At 69.7% G+C, this 23,451-nt stretch carries 21 protein-coding genes and 5 pseudogenes; 15 read left to right on the forward strand and 11 right to left on the reverse strand.

Annotated features, from left to right (window positions below):
• Positions 1 to 135 precede the first annotated feature (135 nt).
• The 5 genes from STRIP9103_RS05995 to STRIP9103_RS06010 form a co-directional block, all read right to left on the reverse strand.
• Positions 136 to 1,596, reverse strand: a complete 1,461-nt coding sequence (locus STRIP9103_RS05995) for a glycoside hydrolase family 32 protein (RefSeq protein ID WP_100243859.1) — start codon at positions 1,594 to 1,596, stop codon at positions 136 to 138.
• A gap of 50 nt (positions 1,597 to 1,646) precedes the next feature.
• Positions 1,647 to 2,519, reverse strand: a complete 873-nt coding sequence (locus STRIP9103_RS06000; RefSeq protein WP_009300785.1) for a carbohydrate ABC transporter permease — start codon at positions 2,517 to 2,519, stop codon at positions 1,647 to 1,649.
• Positions 2,520 to 2,521: 2 nt separating this feature from the next.
• Positions 2,522 to 3,448: a carbohydrate ABC transporter permease gene (locus tag STRIP9103_RS06005; RefSeq protein ID WP_234022128.1), complete on the reverse strand. Its 927-nt coding sequence runs from the start codon at positions 3,446 to 3,448 to the stop codon at positions 2,522 to 2,524.
• A gap of 243 nt (positions 3,449 to 3,691) precedes the next feature.
• A complete protein-coding gene (locus STRIP9103_RS50555; RefSeq protein ID WP_009300782.1) occupies positions 3,692 to 3,880 on the reverse strand; it encodes a hypothetical protein in 189 nt (62 codons plus the stop codon).
• Positions 3,881 to 3,961: 81 nt separating this feature from the next.
• A complete protein-coding gene (locus STRIP9103_RS06010) occupies positions 3,962 to 5,113 on the reverse strand; it encodes an ABC transporter substrate-binding protein (protein WP_199790515.1) in 1,152 nt (383 codons plus the stop codon).
• 8 nt (positions 5,114 to 5,121) lie between these two features.
• Between STRIP9103_RS06010 and STRIP9103_RS51245 the strand changes: the two are divergent.
• The 3 genes and pseudogenes from STRIP9103_RS51245 to STRIP9103_RS06020 form a co-directional block, all read left to right on the forward strand.
• Positions 5,122 to 5,547: pseudogene (locus tag STRIP9103_RS51245) on the forward strand (discoidin domain-containing protein); the annotation flags it as partial.
• A gap of 111 nt (positions 5,548 to 5,658) precedes the next feature.
• Positions 5,659 to 6,387 carry an aggregation-promoting factor C-terminal-like domain-containing protein gene (locus STRIP9103_RS51250; RefSeq protein WP_048819783.1) on the forward strand — a complete coding sequence of 243 codons (729 nt, stop codon included), beginning with the start codon at positions 5,659 to 5,661 and terminating at the stop codon, positions 6,385 to 6,387.
• A 247-nt stretch (positions 6,388 to 6,634) separates the two neighbouring features.
• A pseudogene (locus tag STRIP9103_RS06020) lies at positions 6,635 to 6,916 on the forward strand (tyrosine-type recombinase/integrase); the annotation flags it as partial.
• 13 nt (positions 6,917 to 6,929) lie between these two features.
• Here STRIP9103_RS06020 and STRIP9103_RS06025 read toward each other — a convergent pair.
• From STRIP9103_RS06025 to STRIP9103_RS06040, 3 genes are all read right to left on the reverse strand, one after another.
• Positions 6,930 to 7,118 carry a hypothetical protein gene (locus STRIP9103_RS06025; protein ID WP_234022129.1) on the reverse strand — a complete coding sequence of 63 codons (189 nt, stop codon included), beginning with the start codon at positions 7,116 to 7,118 and terminating at the stop codon, positions 6,930 to 6,932.
• Between the two features lie 472 nt (positions 7,119 to 7,590).
• A complete protein-coding gene (tal, locus tag STRIP9103_RS06035) occupies positions 7,591 to 8,706 on the reverse strand; it encodes a transaldolase (RefSeq protein WP_009300784.1) in 1,116 nt (371 codons plus the stop codon).
• 125 nt (positions 8,707 to 8,831) lie between these two features.
• Positions 8,832 to 9,269: a DoxX family membrane protein gene (locus tag STRIP9103_RS06040; RefSeq protein WP_009300758.1), complete on the reverse strand. Its 438-nt coding sequence runs from the start codon at positions 9,267 to 9,269 to the stop codon at positions 8,832 to 8,834.
• 83 nt (positions 9,270 to 9,352) lie between these two features.
• Here STRIP9103_RS06040 and STRIP9103_RS06045 point away from each other — a divergent pair, with 83 nt between their 5' ends.
• From STRIP9103_RS06045 to STRIP9103_RS06060, 4 genes are all read left to right on the forward strand, one after another.
• Entirely contained in the window at positions 9,353 to 10,084 is a 732-nt protein-coding gene (locus tag STRIP9103_RS06045) for a helix-turn-helix transcriptional regulator (RefSeq protein ID WP_009300781.1), read from the forward strand.
• A 27-nt stretch (positions 10,085 to 10,111) separates the two neighbouring features.
• Positions 10,112 to 10,798: a GTP cyclohydrolase I FolE gene (gene folE / locus STRIP9103_RS06050; RefSeq protein ID WP_009300766.1), complete on the forward strand. Its 687-nt coding sequence runs from the start codon at positions 10,112 to 10,114 to the stop codon at positions 10,796 to 10,798.
• Between the two features lie 189 nt (positions 10,799 to 10,987).
• The gene (locus STRIP9103_RS06055; protein ID WP_009300762.1) at positions 10,988 to 12,850 is read left to right on the forward strand and encodes a glycoside hydrolase family 15 protein; all 1,863 of its coding nucleotides are present in this window, start codon (positions 10,988 to 10,990) and stop codon (positions 12,848 to 12,850) included.
• Positions 12,847 to 13,335, forward strand: coding sequence for a hypothetical protein (locus tag STRIP9103_RS06060; RefSeq protein ID WP_009300775.1), 489 nt, complete (start codon positions 12,847 to 12,849; stop codon positions 13,333 to 13,335). Before STRIP9103_RS06055 ends, STRIP9103_RS06060 begins: the two co-directional genes overlap by 4 nt.
• A gap of 285 nt (positions 13,336 to 13,620) precedes the next feature.
• Here STRIP9103_RS06060 and STRIP9103_RS46010 read toward each other — a convergent pair.
• A pseudogene (locus tag STRIP9103_RS46010) lies at positions 13,621 to 14,052 on the reverse strand (transposase); the annotation flags it as partial.
• Positions 14,053 to 14,579: 527 nt separating this feature from the next.
• Here STRIP9103_RS46010 and STRIP9103_RS49780 point away from each other — a divergent pair.
• The 4 genes from STRIP9103_RS49780 (at position 14,580) to STRIP9103_RS06080 (ending at position 19,121) form a co-directional block, all read left to right on the forward strand.
• Positions 14,580 to 15,119 carry a hypothetical protein gene (locus STRIP9103_RS49780; protein WP_141570480.1) on the forward strand — a complete coding sequence of 180 codons (540 nt, stop codon included), beginning with the start codon at positions 14,580 to 14,582 and terminating at the stop codon, positions 15,117 to 15,119.
• A gap of 102 nt (positions 15,120 to 15,221) precedes the next feature.
• Positions 15,222 to 17,528 carry a DUF2339 domain-containing protein gene (locus tag STRIP9103_RS06070; protein WP_048819777.1) on the forward strand — a complete coding sequence of 769 codons (2,307 nt, stop codon included), beginning with the start codon at positions 15,222 to 15,224 and terminating at the stop codon, positions 17,526 to 17,528.
• Positions 17,525 to 18,787: a CHAT domain-containing protein gene (locus STRIP9103_RS06075; protein ID WP_009300751.1), complete on the forward strand. Its 1,263-nt coding sequence runs from the start codon at positions 17,525 to 17,527 to the stop codon at positions 18,785 to 18,787. Before STRIP9103_RS06070 ends, STRIP9103_RS06075 begins: the two co-directional genes overlap by 4 nt.
• The gene (locus tag STRIP9103_RS06080; protein ID WP_009300748.1) at positions 18,768 to 19,121 is read left to right on the forward strand and encodes a Pepco domain-containing protein; all 354 of its coding nucleotides are present in this window, start codon (positions 18,768 to 18,770) and stop codon (positions 19,119 to 19,121) included. The genes STRIP9103_RS06075 and STRIP9103_RS06080 overlap by 20 nt, the downstream gene beginning before the upstream one ends.
• A gap of 116 nt (positions 19,122 to 19,237) precedes the next feature.
• Here the strand turns inward: STRIP9103_RS06080 and STRIP9103_RS06085 are convergent, their stop codons facing one another.
• Positions 19,238 to 20,293: an LLM class flavin-dependent oxidoreductase gene (locus STRIP9103_RS06085; RefSeq protein ID WP_009300793.1), complete on the reverse strand. Its 1,056-nt coding sequence runs from the start codon at positions 20,291 to 20,293 to the stop codon at positions 19,238 to 19,240.
• Between the two features lie 291 nt (positions 20,294 to 20,584).
• Between STRIP9103_RS06085 and STRIP9103_RS51260 the strand changes: the two are divergent.
• A pseudogene (locus STRIP9103_RS51260) lies at positions 20,585 to 20,692 on the forward strand (aminoglycoside phosphotransferase); the annotation flags it as partial.
• Positions 20,693 to 20,696: 4 nt separating this feature from the next.
• Here STRIP9103_RS51260 and STRIP9103_RS06090 read toward each other — a convergent pair.
• A complete protein-coding gene (locus STRIP9103_RS06090) occupies positions 20,697 to 21,494 on the reverse strand; it encodes a hypothetical protein (protein ID WP_009300787.1) in 798 nt (265 codons plus the stop codon).
• Positions 21,495 to 21,998: 504 nt separating this feature from the next.
• On the opposite strand from STRIP9103_RS06090, the gene STRIP9103_RS06095 reads away from it, so the two are divergent.
• The 3 genes and pseudogenes from STRIP9103_RS06095 to STRIP9103_RS06105 form a co-directional block, all read left to right on the forward strand.
• Positions 21,999 to 22,220, forward strand: a complete 222-nt coding sequence (locus STRIP9103_RS06095; protein WP_048819778.1) for a type II toxin-antitoxin system VapB family antitoxin — start codon at positions 21,999 to 22,001, stop codon at positions 22,218 to 22,220.
• On the forward strand, positions 22,217 to 22,627 hold the full coding sequence (locus STRIP9103_RS06100; protein WP_009300765.1) for a PIN domain-containing protein: 411 nt from the start codon (positions 22,217 to 22,219) through the stop codon (positions 22,625 to 22,627). Before STRIP9103_RS06095 ends, STRIP9103_RS06100 begins: the two co-directional genes overlap by 4 nt.
• Before the next feature lie 100 nt (positions 22,628 to 22,727).
• Positions 22,728 to 23,451, forward strand: a pseudogene (locus STRIP9103_RS06105) (hypothetical protein); the annotation flags it as partial.

The following is a 23,451-nucleotide window of genomic DNA, read 5'->3' on the forward strand; positions in this document are numbered from 1 at the left end:
CCCCGCACGACCGGGCCGGGAAGGCGCATCGACCGCACGGCGCGGTCGAGCGGGTCACACACCCGGGGGCCTGTCCACGCGAGTTCCGCTCCGGCAGCCCGCCCGCGTCCAGGCCCTCGCCGAGCACGATCGCGGTCACGCGTGGTGTCCGTGGGCCGTTGGGAGAAGGTCGTGAGAGAGGTCGTGTCGGATACCGCCGGTGCGCAAGTCCCATGCCTCGACGGCGTATTGGCCGCCGCCGGGGCCTGACGCCGTGGCTTCGAGCCGCCAAGGGCCCTCGCCCGTCGGGTAGAAGCGGAGTGTCGCCACCTGACCACCGGTCACGTAGACCTCCGCGATCGAGCGGTCGACGACGACGCGCACCTCGCCGGAGGCACCCGGCACCGTAGCGGCCTGGCAGGGAACGGTGTACTTGCCGGGGCGGGCTCGGGGATCCAGTGACCCGTGGTCGCGGTCGATGACGAGGTGACCGGCCTCGGGATCAAAGCTCAGATCCAGATACTCCCTGCTGTCCGCCGAGGTGACGAGACGCAGACCGCAGGTGCCCAAGGCTCCGGGTGTCAGGACGGCGGTGAGGTCGAACGTCCGGCTGACCCGGCCGAGTTCGACCGCCTCGGAGCCTGTGACGCGCCCCGTACGGTGCAGTACGCGTTCGCCGCGCAGGGCGAGCAGTTCGCGGGCGGGGCGTTGGACGACCGTGCCGTCGTCGGCCAGGGTCACCTCGCGCGGGAGGGTCAGCGTGCCCGCCCAGCCGGCCTCGTGCGACCAGTCGGCGTCACGGGCCTCCCACGCCCAGCCCCACAGCAGCCAGCGGTCCTCCTCGGGGGCCCTCAGCAGGGCGGGGGCGTAGAAGTCGGGGCCGTGGTCCAGTGGTACGGGAGGGGTGGCGGCCGTGAAGCCGCCGTTCTTCTCGCGGCCGGTCAGGACCGACACCGCGCGGGGGCCGTCCTTCGGCGTCCAGTCGCTGACGATCAGGACACCGTTGTCACCGAGGGGCGCGTACTGGGGGCACTCCCAGCCGATCGGTTCGGCGGCCGTGTCGCTGGTGTGGAAAGGGCCCCGGTACTCCCAGTGCTCCAGGTCGGCGGACTCGTAGAGCTGGACGGCCGCGCGGCCGTCGGCGAGGGCCGAGCCGACCAGCATCCGCCAGCGGTCGTCCTGCCGCCAGACATAGGGGTCCCGGTACATGGTGGTCACGGTCGGCGGCTCGGGGATCAGCGACTCGGGCCGCTTGGTGAAATGGTGGCCGCCGTCGTACGACTCGGCCGTGGTGACCGGCTGCCACCAGCGGTCGGCGCGGTGGGCCGAGTAGAACGCCACGAGCCGGCCCTCGGTGGAGACGGCGTTGCCGGAGAAGCAGCCGTCGGCGTCGTAGCCGCCGGGTGTGGGGGCGAGGGCCACCGGGAGCGGTTCCCAGTTGATCAGGTCGGGGCTGCGGTAGTGGCCCCAGTGGACGTTCGCGTGCTGCGGGCCGTACGGGTTGTACTGGAAGAAGACGTGGTAGTGGCCGTCGTGGAAGACGAGGCCGTTGGGGTCGTTGATCCAGTTGCGGGGCGGCCTCAGGTGTACCTCGGGCAGGTGGGGGTCGCCGGGCATGACGGACACGCGGAGGTCCTTTCGGTGTGGGAAGTCGGCGGAGCGCGGGGTCAGCCCTTGACGCCGGTGGAGGCGATGCTGTTGACGAACGACCGCTGGAAGGCCACGAACAGGGCGAGGATCGGCACGGTGATCACGGAGGAGTACGCCATGATCTCGCCCCAACTCACCTTCAGTTGGAAGAAGTAGGAGATGCCCACCATCACTGGGCGCAGCTCCTCGCTCTGCACCACCACCAGCGGCCAGAGGTACGAGTTCCAGGCGGGTAGGAAGGTCAGGATGGCGACGGTCGCGATCGCCGGGCCGGACAGCGGCATGACGATGCGGCGGTAAATGGTGAACCAGCCCGCGCCGTCCACGACCGCCGCCTCGTCGATCTCCTTCGGGATGCTCTGGAAGTACTGGTGGAAGAAGAAGACGGAGAAGGCGTTGGCGACGAACGGCAGGATCTGGACCTGGTAGGTGTCCATCCAGCCGGTGGTGAACTCCAGGTCGAAGCCGTTGACGCGGAACAGCGGCAGCTGGTTGATCCACCAGACCAGCGGCACGGCGAAGGTCTCGAACGGCACGATCAGGGTGGCGATGACGGCGGTCAGGAGAGCTTTGCGGCCGGGCATGCGCATCCTGGACAGGGCGAAGGCGGCCATGCTGTTGACGAGGATGCCCAGTACGACGGTGGCGGACGAGATGAGTACGGAGTTCAGCAGGAACCGTGCCGCCGGGACCCGCTCGAACACGCCCGTGTAGTTGTCGAGTGACAGGGCTCCGACCGGCAGGAAGGCCCGCGGGGAGCCCATGTCGCTGAAGATCGCGTCGTCCGCCTTGAACGACGAGATCAGCATGAAGAGCAGCGGCAGGGCGAAGACCAGGGCCAGGACGACGCGGCCGACGTGACCACCGAGATGCTTGAGGAAGGAGGGCATGATCAGTCCTTCTCCCGGGTCAGGAAGCGCTGGATCAGGGACACGGTCAGGACGAGCACGAAGAAGACCAGGGAGATCGCCGCCGCGTACGCGGTCTGCTGCTGCTCGTAGCCGGCGCGCACCGCCTGGTAGACGACGGTGGTGGTGGAGTCGAGGGGGCCGCCCTTGGTCATCACGTTGATCTGGGTGAACAGGCCGAACGCCTGGATGGTGATGGTGACCAGGACGAACGTGCGGGTGGCACGCAGTCCGGGCCAGGTGACATGGCGGAAGCGGTGCCAACGGGTGGCTCCGTCCAGGTCGGCGGCCTCGTACAGCTCGGCGGGGATGGTCTGGAGCCCGGCCAGCCAGATGATCATGTGGAAGCCGACGCCCTGCCACACCGACATCAGGATGATGGCGGGCATGGAGGTGGCCGGGTCGCCCAGCCAGTCCCGGCCGTCGACGTGGCCGAGGGTGAGCGCCGAGATGATGTGGTTGACCAGGCCGTCCTGCCGGTAGAGGAAGGTCCACAGCAGGGACACGACCACCATCGAGGTGACGACCGGCAGGAAGTAGACGGTGCGGAAGAAGTTGACGCCCCGCACCTTCGCGTTGACCAGCAGCGCCAGCACCAGGGCGAGTCCGGCCTGGAACGGGACGACGACGGCGGTGAAGTACACCGTGTTGCGCAGGGACTTGAAGAAGACCGGGTCGTCGAAGAGCCGGGTGAAGTTGTCGAGGCCGACGAAGCGGGCCGGGGTGGGTGAGACGAGCCGCGCGTCGGTGAAGGCCAGGGCGAAGGTGAGGGCGAGCGGTACGACGACGAAGACGACCAGCAGCACCACGGCCGGGGTGGCCATACCGAGGGCGGTGATGCTCTCCCGGCGGCGGGCGCTGGTCGTACGGGTTCGCCGGACCGGCCGCAGCCGGGCGAGGGCTGCGATCATGGTGGTCACGGTAGCTCCAGGGGGGAGGTGTCGGTCCGGTTCGGGCAGCGCCCCGAAGGGGCGCGGGGCGTGACACATGCGGCTCCGCCGCGATGGGGGTCACCCCGCTCGAGCGAAGCCGAGAGTGGGGGATCGACCGGCCACGACGGCGCCGCGGACGATCGGCGACATCGCGGCCCCGCGGCGGAGCCGCATATCGGCACAGCCGGCGGAGCGCTCATGCCCGAACCGGACCGGGGCGGGTCAGCCGGCGTAGTCGTTGTTCGACTTGAGGTCGTTGTCGATGTCCTTCACGGCCTGGCCGAGCGCGTCCTTGGGGTCGGCCCCGGCGAGGATGTCCTGGGTCGCCTTCTCGAACTCGGTGGCGATGTACGGGTAGGCCGGGGTGACCGGGCGTACCATCGCGAACTTCTGCGCGAACTGGACGAACACGTTGAACTTCCCGCCCGGCTGGTAGTCGGCGATCTGCTCGGCGGCGGCGTCGGTGGCCGGGATGGTGCCGGTGGCCTTGGCTTAGTCGACGAAGTACTTGGTCTTGCGGGTGAACTTCAGCCATGCCTCGGCGTCGGCCTTGTTGGAGCAGGTGGAGCTCATCGCCCACTGCCAGGAGGCACCGCCGATCTTGGGCCCGTCGCCGAAGTCGACCGGCGGGATGATCGCGAGATCGTCGCCGAGCTTCTCGGCGTTCTTGGCGGCGTTCCAGCTGCCGTCCCAGTGGATGGCGCTCTTGCCGGCCAGGAAGTCCTTGTTGGGGTCGGCGCCCGACTTCTTCGACATGTAGCCCTTGGCCACCAGCGAGCGGAACCAGGTCGCCCACTCCACGGCCTTCTCGCCGTCCAGGGCGCCCGAGGCGGTCTTGTAGCCGTCGCGGTCGATCAGATCGCCGCCGAAGCTCTGCAGCTGCGGGGAGTACGCGTACGGGTACCACTCGCCGAGACTGCCGGTGCCCATCTCCAGCGGGTACTCGAACTTGCCGCTCTTCTTCAGCTTGGCCAGCGCCGAGTCGAACTCGTCCTTCGTCCACGGCTTGTCCATGGTCGGGACGCGGATGTCGTACTTGTTCAGCACCGACTTGCGGGCGAAGAAGGTGAGGGAGACGTCGCAGTGGCCGAACGCGTAGACCTTGTCCTGGTAGCGGCCGACGGTGCTGGGCAGCTGGTCGTCCAGCGGGACCTCGCTGCCGGAGACGTCGATCGGGGCGAGATACCCGCCCCAGGCCCAGTTGGGCACGTTCGGGCCGTCCACGTCGAGCAGGCAGGGCAGCTTACGGGCGGAGGCAGCCGCCACCACGGACTTGTTGTAGTCGCCCTGCGGGAACGCCTGCAGCTTGACCTTGTACTTGCTCTGGGAGCCGTTGAAATCCTTGATGATCTTGTTGACGAGGTCGAGTTCGGCCGAGTTGCCGGCGTTGTGCGTCCACAGGGTGAGCGTGTCGCCGCTGGCTCCGGACGTGCTGCCGCCGCTTCCCGTCGCGCATCCGGCGACCAGCGCGGTCGCCGCCGTGACGGCTACACTCTGGCGGCGGGGGCAGCCGCGACGTTCACCTGGGCCGGAAACCAGAGCGGCGAGACCGACCCGGCCGCCATCGGCTCCGTCGACGTCCCCTTCCGCAACCCCGACGGCAGCAAGGCCCTGATCTCCTACGACAGCGCCCTGCTCACCCAGCGCCCCAGGTGCGCGTCGGCGACCAGTGGCTCGGCCACACCCTGCCCACTGGCGCCTCGCTCACCTCGCCCACCGGCGAAACGGCCCTCTCCCGCGACGGCTGGCAGGCGACAGCCTCGGCCAGCAGCTCGGACGACCCGCCGTCCAAGGCGATCGACGGTGACGCGTCCACCCGCTGGAGCTCGGGGCACGGGATGCGGCCCGGAGACTGGTTCCAGCTGGACCTCGGCTCCACTGAGACCTTTGACCAGCTCGTCCTCGACTCCACCGCATCCTCCGGCGACTTCGCCCGCCAGTACGAGGTCTACACCTCCGACGACGGCACCACCTGGGGCGAGCCCATCGCCACAGGCCCCGGCAGCACCGTGACCCGCATCCTGCTGCCCACGACCACCGCCCGCTACATCCGCGTGGTCAACAAGGCAAGCTCCGGCAGCTGGTGTTCTTCCGTACAGCGCTCGGATTCGTTGCCACCAGTGCGGCCGATCAACCGTCTTAATCCTGCGAAGTTCAACCTTGATCTGACGAAGCTGGAAGGACAACGTGTGAGCGGGAATTTAGTCCGGGGATTCGCGGTGGTCTCTGCCACCGCGGTCACCACTGTCGGCGCCGTTACCGGGGTTGCCCAGAGCAGCACCGGCCAGTCGGTGAACGACGCTGAAACGACGGGGAGCGGCTCGACCCTCCTCGCAGACATACCCATGGGGCAGCAGGCCCGGATACAAACGGCCTCCCTGACTCAACAGGCCGACGCGCAGGCCATCGCCGCGGACAACAGCGTGCGGGAAACCGCGGCGGAGGCGGCCCGCAAGCAGGCCGCGAAGGACGCGATCGCCAAGCAGAAGGAGGCCAAGCAGAAGGAGGCCCAACAGAAAGCCCTGCAGGACGCCAAGGATCGTCAGGAGGCGCAGCAGCAGGCCGGCTCCTCGTCGACGGGCTCCTCGTCGACGGGCCCTTCCAGCCTCGCGCCGCAGTCCTCGTACACCGTTGCCCAGGTCCAGGCCATCGCGCGGCAGATGGTGCCCGGTGATCAGTTCCAGTGCTTCAGCAACATCGTGGACCACGAGTCCGGCTGGAACCACAAGGCGGTCAACCCCTCTTCCGGGGCATACGGTCTCGTACAGGCCTATCCCGGGTCCAAGATGTCGTCTGCCGGAGCCGACTGGCAGACCAATCCGGCCACGCAGATCAAGTGGGGCCTGAACTATATGAACGCCCGCTATGGCAGCCCCTGCGGTGCATGGGCGTTCTGGCAGGCCAACGGCTCCTACTGAGCCGACGCCGGGCGCGCCGTCGAGGCCGCTCAAGCCTGCGCGGTTCCTCACCGTCCTACCGCGAGGAACTGCCCCGGGCAGGACGGGCGGACCTCACTCCGGCCTTCTCGGTGATCATATTGATCAGGGCGTGGGCTGTGTTGTCGCCGGAGTCGATCCCGTGGACCTCGGCGCCTTCGAAGGTGGCGACCTCGGTGCTGCGGGGGAACATGGCCTGCTCGTACTCGGTGAGCGCGGCCTCGACCTCGTCATGGAGACGGCCGTGGATGACGAGCTGATCACGCGCAACCCGTGCCGGATCAAGGGCGCCGGTAAGGAGCGAGGCAGCCGAGCGGCGCATCGCGACCGTCACCCAGGTCGACGCGCTCGCCAACGCCACCGGGGTGCGGTGACGGCTCATGGTCTACCTCGGCGCGTACGGCCCGATGCGATCGGAAGAGCCGGCCGGCCTCCGCCGCCGGGACGTCGACCTCGACGACCTGCGCATCCGCTCCGCCTCGCTGAGCCGGAGCGGATGAAGGGGCGACGCCCGAACAGGGCGGTCAGCGGAAGTCGATGGGCCGGTACGTGGTCCGGGCTTCTCGCATGATCCAGGGCTTTCGCCCAGCAAAGATCAGCACGCGGTGGGCTGCGGTTCCGGTGGACCTCATGTCCCGGACCCGCCGGTACTCGCCGTCGAGGTACACGAAGTCACCGACGCGGACATCGCTCGGTGGCCGGGTACTTCCCATGGTTCCGACAGGCGGAGGCGGTATGGATGGCGGCTCCTTGGTCCTGCGCTCGTACATCAGCCCCTCCAGATGCCGGGCAGAAGGGAGCCGCCGATTGCGACGAGGCCCACCACGTAGGCGATTTGCTGGTGTCGGGGATTCATCGGGTTCCGATCAGGTGGTGCTCCAGGCGGCAGCGGACTGACGGGACGCGTATCTCCGGCAGGGGCACCCAGGCCGCTGCGCCCGTCTCGGGCACCGACGGGAAGACCGCGCCCGAATGGGCACGGAAGAGGTAGCGGATGCCGACCCGGAGGCGGGGGCCGTACCTGTGCTGCCCCGGCCTGGTCACGTCCACCAGGAAGGGCCCTTCAGCACCTGGCTGCGTCCATACGTCCCGGATGCCGGCCTCCTCGGCCGGCAGGCGCAGGGCGGCCTCGCCGGCGCCGCATGCGACTGCTCTGCCGGGACCGTCCGGCTGGCGACCGGCTGCTCAGGCGGCGACGCGCTTGGCGTGCAGTTCGGCATCCAGTTGCTCCCACAACTCGTTGCCGGAGGCCGTGAACTTGCTGATGCCCTCGTCCTCCAGCACACGCACCACGTCGTCGTAGGACACTCCGACAGCCTCAAGGTCATCGAGTACCTGCCGGGCTGCCGCATACGTGCCGTGGATGGTGTCGCCCTGGATACGGCCGTGGTCCGCGACCGCACGCAGAGTCTGCTCGGGCATGGTGTTGACCACGCCGGGTGCCACCAGTTCGTCGACGTAGCGGGTGTCGTCGTAGGCGGGGTCCTTCACCCCGGTGGAGGCCCACAGTGGGCGTTGCGGGCGCATCCCTGCCGCCGAAAGAGCCTTCCACTGTTCTGATGCGCGTGCCTGCTCGAAACGCTGGTAGGCCAGGCGTGCGTTGGCGATCGCGGCCCGTCCGCGCAGTTCCCGTGCCTCAGACGTGCCGATCTTGTCCAGGCGGCTGTCGATCTCGGTGTCCACCCGGCTGACGAAGAAGGAGGCCACCGATGCGATGGATGCCAGGTCACGTCCCGCCGCGTGCGCTCTGCCCATGCCGTCCAGGAAGGCGCGGAGCACCTGGTCGTAGCGGTCGAGGGAAAAGATCAGCGTCACGTTGATACTGATGCCCTCGGCGAGCGCCGTGCCGATCGCCTCCAAGCCCTGCCGCGTGGCGGGGATCTTCACGAACATGTTCGGCCGGTCCACCAGCCACCACAGGGCCCGTGCCTCGGCGACGGTCGCCGCCGTGTCGTGGGCGACGCGAGGGTCGACCTCGATTGACACCCGCCCGTCCGCCGCGTCGCCGGCCTCGTACACCGGGCGCAGCACATCGCAAGCCCAGCGCACGTCGAACGCGGTCAGCAGCCTGACGGCTTCCTCGACCCGTACCCCGCGTCGGGCCAGATCGCCAACCTGCTCGTCATAGCGGCCGCCCGAGCGGATCGCCTTGGCGAAGATCGTCGGGTTGCTGGTGATGCCGACCACCCGCTGATCACGCACCAGGTCGGCCAGCCGGCCACTGGCGAGCCGTTCCCGGCTCAGATCATCCAGCCAGACCGCTACGCCTTCGGCGGCCAGCCGGTCCAAGTTCTCGGTCATGCCCCTCTCCCTTGCGTCAGGGTGCGGATGGCGCCCGGGCTGTCGAGGCCGCGAAGGCGTCGCCCGCGGGTGAGCCGATGGTGGGGGCCCACCCGCCTCGTCACCTCAGCGGCTGCTGCTTGCTGTCAGTCCGACGGCCGGGTTCCGTGGTAGCGCTGGGCGAGCCGGGCGAGGGCGACTGCGCCGAGCAGGAGGCCGAAGTCGCGCAGCGCGATGTCGTAGTAGTCGGGGATGGTCAGCAGGTTGACGATGATGCCGACGAGCCATCCGGCGACCAGCCAGGCCCCGAAGCGGGGGGCGAGGGCGACGGCGATGCCCGCGACGATTTCGACGACACCGACGGCGTACATGGCCGACTGGGCGCTGCCGGGAACGATGTCGTTGATCCACGGCGCGAGGTAGGCGGGCCAGTCCACGAGCAGGTTGGCGAACTTGTCCAGCCCGAACAGGATCGGCGCCACGGCGAACCCGGTGCGCAGGATGACGAACGCCTGGTAGCCCGGGTCGGTGAGCGCGGCCCGTCGAGGGGCGGCGGACGTGCGGGGTGTGGTTGCGGACGACATGACGCCTTCCTTCTATCGACAACTTTCACTAACGATAGAAGCGCGGAAACCTTCTTTAGTCAATGCCTATGTGTTTTAGACTGGTGTTCGTGGACGCCCCGAAGGAAGCACCCCGCCCCGACGTCTCCGCCGTCGCCGCGCTCGACGAGCCGACCCGCAGGAGGCTGTACGACCACGTCGCGCGCCAGCCGGCACCGGTCAGCCGCGACGAAGCCGCCGAGGCCCTCGGCCTGGCACGGCAGACGGCGGCCTTCCACCTGGACCGACTGGCCGGCGAATCGCTCCTCGACGTCGTCTACGAGCGGCGCAGCGGACGCACCGGCCCCGGAGCGGGCAGGCCGGCCAAGCTCTACAAGCGCTCCACCAGACAGGTCACCGTCACCCTGCCCGAGCGGCACTACGAGCTGGCTGGACGTCTCCTCGCCCAGGCCCTGGAGGAATCCGAAGGCACCGGCGAACCGGTGCGCACCGTCCTGCACCGAAAGGCCCATGAGCTGGGCACGCGGATCGCCGGCCAGGAGCAGACAGATGTCTTCGCCGTGCTGGAAGGCAACGGGTTCGAACCCCGCTACGACGGTGACGCCATCGTCCTGGGCAACTGCCCCTTCCACGCGCTCGCCCGCGACCACGCCCAGACCGTGTGCGGCATGAACCTCCACCTGCTCCGTGGCGTGCTCGACGGACTCGACGAACCCGACCTCGAGGCATGCCTGTCACCCAGCCCCGGCCACTGCTGCGTGCGTCTCCAGCCGGCTTCCCCGCCGCACGCGACCCCACGGCCTTCCGAGGGCACACCACCAACCGCCGCCCGCTGATTCTGTCCGCACAACAGGGAGTACGTCATGGACATAGCAGCCTCGGCCACGGCCTCGACATCGGATACGGCCGACATCCCCGCCCGCTTCACCGCCATCCCCTCGCCCCAGACCGCGAGGGCGTCCACCACCCCGCTACGAGTCGTCCACGACACCGACGGCATCGACCTTGCCGAAGCCGAACGCGCCGCCGCCCAGTTCCTCGGAGCGCTCGGCATCGAAACCGACACCGAGAGCCTGCGGGGCACCCCCGGCCGTATGGCCCGCGCCTACGCCGAGCTGTTCAGCCCGCGCCCCTTCGACCTGACGACCTTTCCCAACGACGAGGGCTACGACGAGCTGGTGCTGGCCCGCAGCATTCCCGTCCGGACGGTGTGCGAGCACCACATGCTGCCCGTCGTCGGCACCGCCCACGTCGGGTACCTCCCGGGCCACCGCATCCTCGGCCTGTCCAAACTCGCCCGTGTCGTCGAGCATTTCGCCTGTCGCCCTCAGGTCCAGGAACGCCTGACCAAGCAGGTCGCCGACTGGCTGCAGGCTCACCTCGAACCCAAGGGGGTCGGCGTCGTGATCGCAGCCGAGCACAGCTGCATGACCCTGCGCGGCGTCCAGGCCACCGGCTCCAGCACGCTCACCTCCACCCTCCTCGGCACACTCCGCAACGACGCTCGCTCCCGCGCCGAATTCCTCTCTCTCACGGGCATGCTCACCTGAAGCGCGGGGCGCCAGCCCCCCGTGTCGGGCTGTCCGCGCCGTAGGCCCACAGATGGGCATGGACTGGCCTACGTACCTCGCGTCGTAGATCAACGACATCGTGCGACGGCAGATGAGCGCCGCGCCGGCTCCTCCGCCATCGAACCGGCTGAGCGAGCGGCACGGCACAGCGCATGGGAACGTGGTCGCATGGGAACCATCAGTGGTTCTCCGGGAGCAGGAACAGCGCATGATTCCGCGGTCGGCGGCCCGCGGCTCGGTGGCTACGTTCCGTTGCGCGAGTACGCGGTGATCGGCGACGGCCGAACCGCCGCTCTGATCGCCCGGGACGGCTCGGTGGACTGGCTGGGCCTGCCCGATCTGGACTCGCCCGCCGTGTTCGGTGCCGTGCTGGACGCCGGCCATGGCGGACGCTTCACGCTGGAGCCGACCGTGCCCTACCGGGCGGAGCGCCGCTACCTGCCGCACACCAACGTGCTGCAGACGACCTTCAGCACCGCTCGCGGCGCGGTCGGAGTCACCGACGCACTCACTCTGCACGACGAGACGGCACTGACACCGATGCGTGAGCTGCTGCGACGTATCGACGGACTGTCCGGGTCCGTGCCGATGCGTTGGAGCGTGCGGCCACGCTTCGGCTACGGCCTGGCTCGCACGCGGTTCGCCCAGCGTTCGGGCGTACCCGTGGCCACGGCCGACACCAAAGCACTCGCCGTCTGCTCGTGGGACGCCGGTGCACCGGAATGCGACGGACACGCCATCAGTGGCACATGTGAGCTTCCGTGTGGCCGCCGCGCCTTGATCGCGATGCCCTTCGCCGACCAGGAGCCGCTCGTTCTGCCGGCCCGCACCGAGTGCGAGGCACGGCTGGACGACACATGCGCCGCCTGGCGACGCTGGGCCCGTGACCGGATGTATCCGGGCCGGTGGTCCGAAGCGGTGATGCGCAGCCTGCTCACATTGAAGCTGCTCGTCCATGCCCCCTCCGGAGCGGTCGCCGCCGCGGTGACGACCTCGCTCCCGGAGCGGATCGGCGGTGAGCGCAACTGGGACTACCGCTTCTCCTGGGTACGCGACTCCGCCTTCACCCTCGCCGCGTTCCTGCGACTCGGCTGCCCTGCGGAGGCGCACGCCTACTTCTGGTGGCTGATGCACGCCTCCCAGCTCACCCACCCCCACCTGAAGGTGCTGTACCGGCTGGACGGCGGCCACCGCACCCCGGAGCGGACCCTGCCCTGGGAGGGCCACCGCGGCTCGGGGCCGGTCCGCACCGGAAACGCCGCGGTCGGCCAGCTCCAACTCGACACCTATGGCGAGTTGCTGCAGACGGCCTGGCAGTACGCGCGCGCCGCCGGACACCTCGACGCCGATGTCGCACGGCGCCTCGCGGAACTCGCCGACCTCGTCTGCACGAACTGGCGGCAACCCGACGCGGGTATCTGGGAGGTCCGCAGTCAGCCCCGCCATTTCACCCAGTCCAAGATGATGTGCTGGGTGGCCCTCGACCGTGCCGCGGACCTGGCCGAACACGACCTGATACCCGGCCGGCACCTGGCCCGTTGGCGCACCGCACGCGACCAGATCCGCGCCTTCGTCGAAACCCACTGCTTCTCGGACAGCCTCGACAGCTATGTCCGCTCCGCAGACAGCCCCGACCTGGACGCCGCCGTGCTTCTCGGCCACCTGTACGGATACCGGGGTGACCACCGGCGCATGGACGCCACGATCAGTACTCTGGCCGACCGGCTGCGGCAGGGGCCGTACGTCGAGCGGTACTCGGGGGAGGACGGCCTCAGCGGCGGCGAAGGCGCCTTCCTGGCCTGCTCCTTCTGGCTCGCCGAATCCCTCGCCCGCACCGGACGCCGCCCCCAGGCTGTCGACCTGATGGAGGAGCTGGTCGGTCTGGCCAACGACGTCGGCCTCTACAGCGAGGAGATCGACCCCGCGACCGGTGACTTCCTTGGCAACCTTCCCCAGGGACTGAGCCACCTGGCGCTGATCAGCGCCGCGTGTGCCATCGGTGCCGCCGACGACACGGGCACGGCGCCGTGAGCGCCTGGGCCGGGGGGACCGCGGCAGGAGCCTTCGTCGGCACACTGGCCCTGACGACCGCGCTGCGGGCCGCCAGCGAGCTGAGCCTGACCCGCATGGACCTGCCATTCCTCCTGGGCACGGCGGTGACCGTCAACCGCACCCGCGCGAAGTTCGTCGGCTACCTGATGCACTTTCTCAACGGGCAGATCTTCGCGTTCGTCTACTTCGCCGTCTTCGTCGCGATCGGTCAGGCGGGCTGGTGGCTGGGAGCCCTGTTCGGACTCGCGCACGGTCTGTTCGCCGGCACCGCACTGGTCAACATCCTGCTGCCGCTTGTCCACCCACGGATGGGCAGCCCGCTGACCAGCGCTCCGAAGGTTGCTCTGCTTGAGGCCCCCGGCTTTCTCATGCGCAACTACGGGCCGGGCACGCCCCTGGTCACGGTTCTCGCCCATATCGGCTACGGCGCGATCGTCGGAGGTTTCACCGGGCTGGCGGCCTGACGGGCCGGGCCGGGATGCCGACCGGGATGTGCGCTCCTGCGTCGACCTGCGCGGGCCCTGGATGTAGGTCGGACGCCGGCGGTGTTTCTCGCGCGATCGCGGCCGTGCGTGCTTGTGCGGCTCGTGCTCGCTCGCTGGGTGCCAGCCTCGCGCCGAGGCGTTGGATGCGTCAGGTGAGGGTCCTGGCGGCGAAGCGGGCGTCGTCCAGCGCACGCTGGTCGGCAGCGCGCTGGAGGAACTGCTGGGGGTCGTGGCCGGCGGTCTCGGCTTGGGTGAGAACGGCGGGCCGTGCTTGAGTTCCCGGCAGGCGTGCTCGACGCGCCGGCGGATCTTGGCCAGGCGAACCGGTTCGGCCGGCGGAGTGCCGGCGGGGAGGCCGGCCAGCCAGTAGCCGGTGGGCTCTTCGGCCTGCTCGGGCCATTCGGCCAGCAGGGTCGCCTCGGGCAGGACACCGTCCCCGTGGCCGTGTTCGGCGATTGCGGTGGCCTGGGCCAGACGGCGGGCCCTGACACCGGCCGGCCGCACCCGCACGGCCACAAAGCGCGAGCGCATCGGCCCACGGGAGCCTTCCCGCCAGGTCACCTCGGTGAAGTTCTGCCGCCCGTGGCCGGCCGCCGGCGCGGCCACCGGGGACGGCTTGTCGCGGTAGCGGGACTGCGGCCCGCGGCCGTTGCCCGACCGCAGCGGCGTGACCGGCCCGGCGTCGTGCCGGTGCACGGCGTCGGGCGCCGCGATCCGGGAGACGGCCACAGTGATCGGACGGCCTTCGGGGTGGCCGTAATCCAGCGGCACAGTGATCTCGGCGCACCGCGCGCCCACCTGCTCCAGCCGCTTCCCGGCCTCGTCCTGCGGGCCGCGCACACAGCTCGCCCACTCGACGCGCTGGTGGTAGTAGCGGTCGAGCGGATCCGGGAACGTACTCACGCCGGTCAAGCAGGGCAGGACCGCGAGCACCGCGAGGGCGGCCGGCGAACGGCGGGTTCCGGTGATCATGGTCAGCAGGCCATGGGCCGTGGCCGGGCCTGTCCTGCCATGTGCCACCCGCACGGCCGCGTCTCCGCGCATTCGTGAGGCGCTCGAGTCCCTACGCGGGGCAATCATCATGCGTCGCCCGGTGTCGGCGGTGGCGTACGTCGCCCAGCTGCCCGAGCCGGCCGCGACTGGGAGGGTGAACAGAACAGGGAGGGCACCGGGGTGACGGGCGCGCGGGACCCCTCCCGGGCACCTGTGTGTAGAACGGTTCCATGACGACATCGGGAACTTCGGCCCGCCGCCGTACGGCCAGGCTGTCTGCGGCGCGCGGTGCGGCGGGGACCGTCTGCGCCGTCCTGGCCCTCGGCGCCGCGCTGATCGGCTGCGGGTCCGACTCGGGCGACGACGCGGGAGCGCCCGCGCCGACCGCACCGTCACGTTCGGCTGAACCGTCGCCCGCCTCGCCCACGCAGACAAGGCCCTCCTCGTCGCCGTCGCCGACCGCGGTGAAGCCGATGACGCCGTCGACACCTGAGGAGCTGCGGGCGTGTGCAGACGGAAGCTGCACGGTCGTCGTGACGAAGGGCACCGAGATCCCGCGTGTCCCCGGCCTGCGGGCGGGACCGTTCACGGTGAGCGCCGTCGGTCCCGGGGGCGTGGACCTGAGCTCGGTCGATGCGAGCGGATTCACCTCCAACCTGCTCGGGCAGCGCCCCGACCAGGGCGGGCCCTCCACCGTCAACGAGCTGTCGATCGCCGTTGTCGCCATTGTGGGGGACACCGCGAAGCTGCGGCTCTTCCCGGCGAAGTAGAGCATCCGCGGCGGCGTCCGCCAGGCACCGGCACGGTCCATGACCCGAACTGGCCTTACTGTGGAGTGAGTTGCGACGCAGGGCACAGCCGACGGGGACGCGATGACGGCGAACACGGGGACGAGCAGGGGCGGCACTCTCTTCGGTGCGGCCGCTGCGATCGCGGCCGGGGCAGCGGGCGTGGGAGCCGTGCTCGTTCCCGTACGCGACGCCGCACCAGGTGGACTGTGGCTGCTCGTGGGCTGGTTGACGCTGGCCGGGGCCGCCGGGTGGTGCGCCGAGCTGGCTCTCGCACGGAGCAAAGCGTCCAAGGGTGGCGTGAGCGACTTCCGAACGCTCCGGCTGGACACCATCGCCCACTTGGCGACCGTATTGCTGGCCGAACTGACCCTGCTCGGGGCGAGGTTGGCCCGCGATCACGCGTATGCCACGGCCTGGGCGTCCGGGGGCGTACTCCTCGCGCTGATCGGCTGCGCCTCCTGGCGCATCCGCTCCGTCGGCGGCAGCGGCCACACACCGTCCGACAACCTCCTCGGCGTCGCCGCCTTTGCCGTGGCCGAGGCGTGCGGCGGGTGGCTCACGGTCGGCTTCGCCGTCGAGGGGCCGCTGTGGGCGGCATGGGTGCTGGGCTGCGCCATGGTGGTGCTGGCGGGCGGCTTCTGGCTGTCCGACTCCCCGTACCGGGGCACCGAGTCCACCTATCTGAAGGTGTTCGCCTCCACCGCGACGCTGGGTGTGGCCGGTGTGGTGGCGCGTTCGGCGGTGCGGGGCGAGACGACGGCCTCCTGGTGGGTGGGCGGAGTGGCGGCGGGGGCAGCGCTGCTGATCGTGGTGGTGCCCCGGGTGCCGTCGTGGAGCGGGTCCGGTCGTGGCGTGACCGCTTCTCCCGGGGCCCAGTTCGCAGGGATCCTCGTCCCGCTGGGAAGTCTCGCGTGGGCGATGTGGAACGGGAAGCCGTGGACCGGGCCCGACGCGGGGGACCGGCTTCTGGAGGCCGGTTGGCTGGCCGTGTCGGCCGCCGTACTGCTGTCCGTGCAGTACGGCTTGCTGATCTGGACGAGCACGACGTCACCGAAGAGGCTGGCGTCGGGAATGGCCCAGATGGCGCGTGCGAGGTACCCGGCCGGCAATGACCGGGTGGACGACGTCGGCGGGCTCACCGTCCTCCAGCGCTTACTGCACCCTCTTCAGTCCGCCGCGCTGACCGACCTCCACCGGCGTACCGCCCGGGCCACCGGGCTCGCCGTCGACGACATCTGGCCCAGGATCGAACTGGTCGCCCCCACCGAGGTCGTTCGTGGGGTGCGACGCGGGGAACGGGGCGTCCTCGTCCGCCGGATCGCCTTCGCGAGCGCCGTGTGCACGACGGGCGTCTGGCTGCTCGTCGCCCTCACCGGACCCGCCGGGCTCCGGGTCGACCCGGGCGTGGCCCTCCTGCCCGTCGCGGGACCGCTGACGGTGGCGGCCCTGGCGCTGGCGCAGGCGCGCAGGGCCCTGGTCGAGGTGTACGAGACCAAGGCGGAAGCGGTCGAGATGTACCGCTACGACCTGGCGAAGAGGCTCCGCCTGGACGTGCCGGACCATCCCTCGGGCAGGGACATGATCATGCTTGCGGGCGGGCTGAGCGGCGACCCGCATCCCGAACCGTACGAGGAACGGTGGCGGGCCGAGCGCCGAGCCCATGAGCGCGAGGAACTCGCCGCCTTCGTCGCGGACAGGGTGAGAACCGACATCCGGGCCGCGGTGCGGCAGGCGATCAGAGAGGAGCGCCTGCCCCAGGCCCAGTCGACTCCTGTCGCCGTTCCCCTCACGGACGGCCAACTGACCGAACTGGCAAGGGAGATCGCCCGCACGTCGGAGGGCCCGATCAGCGCCCGTCTGGCGGATCTCCAGCGGAAGTTCCACCAGGACATGCAGTCGGTGATCCGTACGTCCCTGACGGAGGCCGTGACCGGCCCCGCGCTGACGAACTTCGTCGGCTACTTCGCGATCGAGCTGGAAGACAGCGACGCCCAGGACGTACGGGCCGAGGGCGGCACGATCAGGGCACCGGCGGGGCAGCGCCTGAACCTGCGCGTGGTCGTCGCACGTGACGAGCAGATGCGGGAGTTGCCCACACTGATCGCACGCCGGGCAGGCGGGAACTTCTTCGTCGCGGAGCCGGTCCTCGTCGAGGGCGGCAGGGACGCCGACGTCGTGTCGTTCGACGTGCTGGCGGACAGCGCCACGTTCACATCGCTGACCCACCGCAAGAGCCTCCGCGTCAGGCACAGGGAGCAGACGGTCTTCGGCCTCACGGTGCCGGAGGAGGGCAACCACGAGATCTGGCTCCAGCTCTACCAGGCCGGCCACCTCGTCCAGGTCGTCGCCCTGAAGGTCGAGGCGACAGGGGCGACGGACGGCGTATGAGCGAGGCACGGCCGCCGGACGTCTCCGTCCGGGTCCTGAGGGTCGACGGGGGTACCCAGCTGGAGTTCACCGCCCTCCGACGGGGAGTCGCGCCGCTGCGCGTCACCCTCGTCGGCGGCGACGCGCTGATCCAGGCCCGCGAGGTATTGGACAGGGGCCTGACCCGCCTCAAGGACGAGCTCCCCGGGTTCGACATCGAGGACGAGCATCTCGAAAGGGTCTTCCAGAGCCTGCACCGCCTCGGCCGCACCCTGCTCTTCACTCTGTTCGGCCTGGAGCAGAACGTCCTCCAGGGACTCCAGACGTTCTGGAACAGGGCTTTGCCGTACGGCATGAACCCCACGCTGCCGCCCCCGGTGGTCGAATGCGCCGGCGGCCGGGAGGGCTTCCTTCCCCTGGAGTTCCTGCCGTTGTTCCGGATGTTCCCGGACGAGGCCGTCACGACGGGGGACGGCTTCACCGCCGCGTGCCGGACTCTCGTCGGTTTCTCGTGCGTGGTGCGCCGCGCCCTGCTGCCCGTCCCGGTCCACGGCGGCCTCTCCCTGCGCACCGGGCCACAAGGCCGTGTACCCGCCCGATATCTCTACTACGAGCACCTCGAAGGAGCAGTCGAGGAGCTGGAGTGGTTCGCCGACGCGGGAAAGGACCACGTCGACCTCGAAGGGCCGTATCCCGACGGCGCGGAACGCGCACCGGGCCTCGCCGAGCAGATCTTCGATCCGCGGCTCCTCCTCGACGGCACCATGCGCGACCTGCCGGACCAGGTCCAGCACTTCGCCTGCCACTGCTACACCCGCTCCGAGGACCCGCTCGCCGCCGAGATCGAGCTCAGCGGCGCCGGCCGGCACTCCCGTACCACGCTCGGCGACCTCGGAGCGGATCTCCTCGCCCTCGCCGCGAGCCGGGAGCAGCGCACCTTCGACCTGCCGTTGGTGGTGATGAACGCCTGCGGATCGGGCCGGATGCGGGCCCCGGGCGCGCCGTCGTTCCCGTACCTCTTCCTCGGCAACCGCAACCGCGGGTTCATCGGCACCGAGACCGAGATCCCCGACGACATCGCCGCCGTCTTCTCCAGAGCGCTGTACGAGCGCTTCCTCATCCGCCGGATCCCCCTGGGCAGAGCGGTCCTCGAATCCCGCCTGCACCTCCTGCACACCCTGCGCAACCCGCTCGGCCTGACCTACGCCGCGTACGCGGACCCGGGCCTGCACATCCGTCCTACCTCCGAGGAGAGACCTGATGCCCCAGCCCACCCCTGACGCCGACGCCGACTGGAAGATCAGCGTCCTCGGCCTCGAGGACACCGAACAGGGCCGCACCGATCGCATGGCCTTCCGGAGGCTGGAGGAGTGGCGGGCCGCCCGCTCCGAGATCCCCGCCGAGGAGCTTCGTGCCCGCCTCGGCGACTTCGTCGCCACCATGCAGGGCGTGATCGCCTCCCTCCCGCAGCGAGCGGGCGAGTTCCGTCTCAACGAGGTCACCTTCAGCGCGGAGGTGAGCGCCAAGGGCACGGTGTCACTGCTCGGCTCCGGAGGCGAGCTGGCCGGCCAGGCGGGAATCACCTTCACGTTCTCCCGATCCGACACAGCCTGAGGGAGCCGGGTTGCCCCCGACACGCTTTCCGAATTGACGGCACGAAGCGGCCCCGGCACGAGCGACTGCACGCGTCCGGTGGGGCCGGCTGAAGCCGTCCCTCCACAAGCGGGCGCTCAGGTGAGGAGTTCGGCGAGTCGGGCCATCTCGGTGGGCGGGTCGATCACCGGTTGGATGAGGAGCTCATCGACGCCTGCCTGTTCCAGGGCGGTGATGCGGGTGCGGAGGCCGTCGCGGGTGCCGACGAGGGCCACGCTGTTCATCAGCGAGGGCAGGACCAGGTCCCGGTCCTGCGGTGCGATGCGTCCGAGGTAGTTGGGGTAGAGCTTGATGTACCGGTCCGGCGCGGTAGCGGTGGTGCCACGCCGGTCGAGGAGTTGTCGCACCGCCTCGCGTTCGTCGGGGCCGAGTTGCCCGGCGACGGCGGGTGTGTCGGCGGCGAAGCCCAGCAGCGACAGGACGAGGTGACCTGTCGTGTCCCGGGCCGCGTCGCTGTCGGAGTCCTCGTTGCCGCGCAGCACGTGGAGCGCGGTGACCACGTAGGAGTCCGCGGAGGAGTCGGGGTCGCGGAGCGTGCCGTGGGCGGCTTGACGGCGGGCGTCGTGCAGCGCGTGCCAGGCGGTGGGGTCGAGCAGGCCGAAGGAGATGAGGCCGGCGCCGCGGCGGCCGGCGACGGCGGCGGCTTTGGGTCCGTGCAGCGCGGCCACGACGAACTCGATCGGATCGGTGGTGTTCACGTGCGCCCCGGCGTGCAGGAACCGGATGTCGCGGACCCGGTCTCCTTCGCGGTACTCGGTCGAGCGCCCGGCACACAGATCCTGCAGTGCCGCGGTGAAGTTCTCCAGCGCGGCCACCGTGGTCGGCTGCATGCCCAGAGCGCGCCGAGCGGTGTTTCCGGTGCCGACCCCGCAGATGATCCGGCCCGGTGCCAGGGCATTGAGGCTGGCGAAGGCGCTCGCCGCGGCCGGGGCCGAGCGCAACGCCGGTGAGGTCACGCCGATCCCGAGCCGGATGCGACGGGTGGCCTTCGCACACAGGCTCAAGGCGACGAAGGGGTCACCGTGGACCATAGGGGTGTCATTGACCCAGAAGCTGCGCAAGCCCAACTCCTCGGCCTGCACGGCGAGATCCTCCACACCGGGGTGCGCGGCGACCACGACGCCTGCACGCATCAAACCTCCACAGTACGAGGATCGGATCGAGCTTGCTCATGCTGGCAGGTCCCAGGGCTGAAGCCCATGGCCGTGACGCCGCCTGCGGAACCACTGCCCCAATCTCAAGTGATCTGGTCCAAAGCCGCGGCTGTGACCTGAGGCGACCAGAACGGTTGAGACACCTGGGTGGCCGAAAATCTCAGCTGATCCGGACCCCGGCGTATGAATACTGGCTGTCGTCTCAGTTGATCAGTTGATCTGGTCTGCTTCCGGCGTTTCGAGTCGGACTGGTGGAAGAGCGTGCGAGAGATGGCCATGCACGATGACCAAGTGGACGTGACCACCGAAACGGTTGCGACTTTGATCCGGGAACAGTTCCCTCAGTGGAGCGGCAGGGCGATCCGACTCCTGGCGGCGGGGTTCAGCCGCTTTCCCGGTAGTTCGTGGACCAGTGGGTGTCGAAATAGCGGGCCATCGTGTACGGGTGGTGCGGGTCGACGAGGATGCGGCAGACGAACTCCGCGGCCCGGCAGTCGAAGCGGAGTTCCTCGCCGTCGAACGACTGGACCACGACGGGCCAACGGTCGGGGTCGTCACCCTCGACCCTCCAGCAGTACCCGTCCTCGTGATCCGTGCCCGCCCAGATGAGCAGCCCGTCCTCCCTGAGATCCGTCCACGGCTCCTGGTGCAGGTCCAGGATTCCGTCGAAGGCGCCCTCGCCGAACGTCTCGACCATGCCCTTGTAGTCGCTCGGCAGTGCGGTGCCCAGACGTGACTCCACCTCCGCCCAGTCCACGTCCGGCCGCTGTGCGGGGTGTGTCCAGCCGGTGATCCGTATGAGCCGCTCCACCCAGTCGACGTCCTCGTCCGGAGCGACCGCCAAGGGTTCCGGCACCTCCCGGTGAGCGACCACCAGCACCGGCCGCTCGATCCCTTCGGCGTCCCGTGCCGTACCCGTGGCGACCCACTGATCCCCGCACGCCCACGCCCGTATGGTCACGGCCCGGTCCTCGAGGGGGACGAGGAGAGCCGCGCCTTTGGACTCGTCGACCGTCGGATCGGTGAAGCCGTCGAGGACGAGGGTGCGCGGCGCGCCGTGAACGCCGGAGAGCAGGTCGATCAGGTCCTGCGGGTCCAGGTCGCCGGGCAGGTACATGTAGCCGTTCCCCGGGCCGAGTCGAGCCAGCAGGTCGTTGACGGTCGCGTGCGTGAGCTCCATGGCGGACAGTGAAGCGCACCCCACTGACAATGGACCCTGGGTGACGCTTGGCCTCGACTTAGGGCACGCAGAGGGCAGGCCGCCCCCAAATCGGACTACACAACAAACAAACCCCAGGCCGCTGACCTGGGGTTTCATCGTGGAGCGGGTGACGAGAATCGAACTCGCGCTCTCAGCTTGGGAAGCGACGGCGCTTGAGCGGACGAATGGCCGCTGACCTGCGCGGATTCGTCGTGTCGGCACCGTTGCGCGGGCCTGTTCGCGCCGCTGTTGACCGTGGTTGTCCGTTCTTACGGGCACGCTCTGGGCACGGGAACCACCAGCGGTCGAGCCATACTGCGCGCCGCGCTTCGTGGCGACCGGCGGGCATCGTCTGCCGGACTGATCCGGAGTGTCTGTTGCGATTGGAGATCCGACGTTCAGATGTGGCAGCGTCGATGTTGGTTACATACTCTTCTATGTACATCACCAACATTGCACCAACATTGCATAGGAGGTGTTCGTATGTCTGTGACCCAGATCGACATCGATGACGACGCCCTGGAACGGGCCATGGCTCTGGCCAAGGTCAGGACCAAGAAGGAGGCGGTCAATCTCGCTCTGCGCTTCTACGCCGAGCAGCAGGAGCGTGCGGCGCGCATCAGCCGTCACTTCGAGCGTGCGCGTGAGTGGGGTGCCGTCGAGGACGCCGAGCGGCTGCACCGGGCGGAGAAGCACAGCCGGTGATCTACTTGCTCGACACCTCCGGCCTGGTCCGGCTGCTCCGCGAACCAAAACTTCAATCGGCCTGGTACGACGCGATCGACGCCGGTGCCATCGCATCCTGCTACGTACAGCGAACCGAGTTCCTGTACAGCGCCCGGAACGGCCGCGAGTACGACGAGATCGCAGAGATGTTCACCGACCTCTATCCCGATGTGCCGGTGCCGAAGAACGCGGGGCGTTGGATCGGCGCGGTGCAGCACCGTATGGCCCAGGCCGGGGAGCATCGCAGCGCCTCGGCGGTGGACCTCGTCATCGCCGCCACCGCCGCTCACCACGGCCTGGCTGTCCTCCACGACGACGCCGGCTACCGCGCCATTGCCCGGCACGCAACCGACCTGACCGAGCACAACGTCAACGACATCGCCTGAAACGCTTTCCCCGACCCGACAGGTTGGGGGCGGGAAAGTCGCGACAAGGACTCCGTCGCCGCGCCGATCCAGAGGGTCATCTTCAGGGGACCTCGGCAGCATGGGCTACGGCACCGTGATCGGCGGACCCGACGAGGACGGGCCGTCCATCAACTGGCGGTGCGACAAGACGGCTGAGTGCGACACCGTCGCGGGCTACCGGGTCAGCCGGTGGAACGTGGCCACGAAGGACGAGCCGCTGCACGACGGACTGCTGCCGGCGGAGACCCGTGCCTACACGGACACCACGGCCGCGCGGGGGACCACGCACTTCTACACGGTGGAGGCGGTGCGCGCCGACGGCAGCATCGCGGGCACGCACGTGTGGAGCTGCGTCTTCCAGGACCGCGTCTGGCCAGCACAAGGTCGGTTGAGCGGCTTTGGGCCGAAGCTGCTTGGTCCGGTTCCCCAACACCCCGCCCTCCTGCATCGCGAGCGGCTTCGACGGCATCGCGATCGGCGATGGACGGACGGCAAGCGGCTGTACTTGCTGCCGCTGGCCAGCCGTCGCCTGTACAGCGTGTGCGCCGCCGCCCTCGCCGACCCGGACGCCTCCGACGCCGATGTGGCCGCCGCTGTCAAGGACCCGGCCCGGTGGCCGACGCCGGAGAGCGACAACCGGGGCGGCTCTACGGCGGCGACATGGAACGCAGCGCCCTCTGACGCCGAGACCCGGACGGCACGTACGCCACCCTCGCCCAGGGCCCGACCTGGTCCGGCTGGACACCCTCTCCGTCGCCGACGCCGCGGCGCTGCTCGCCCGGCTGTCAGCGGGGTAACCGGTC

The sequence above is a fragment of the Streptomyces ipomoeae 91-03 genome (assembly GCF_000317595.1).
Lineage (GTDB): Bacteria > Actinomycetota > Actinomycetes > Streptomycetales > Streptomycetaceae > Streptomyces > Streptomyces ipomoeae.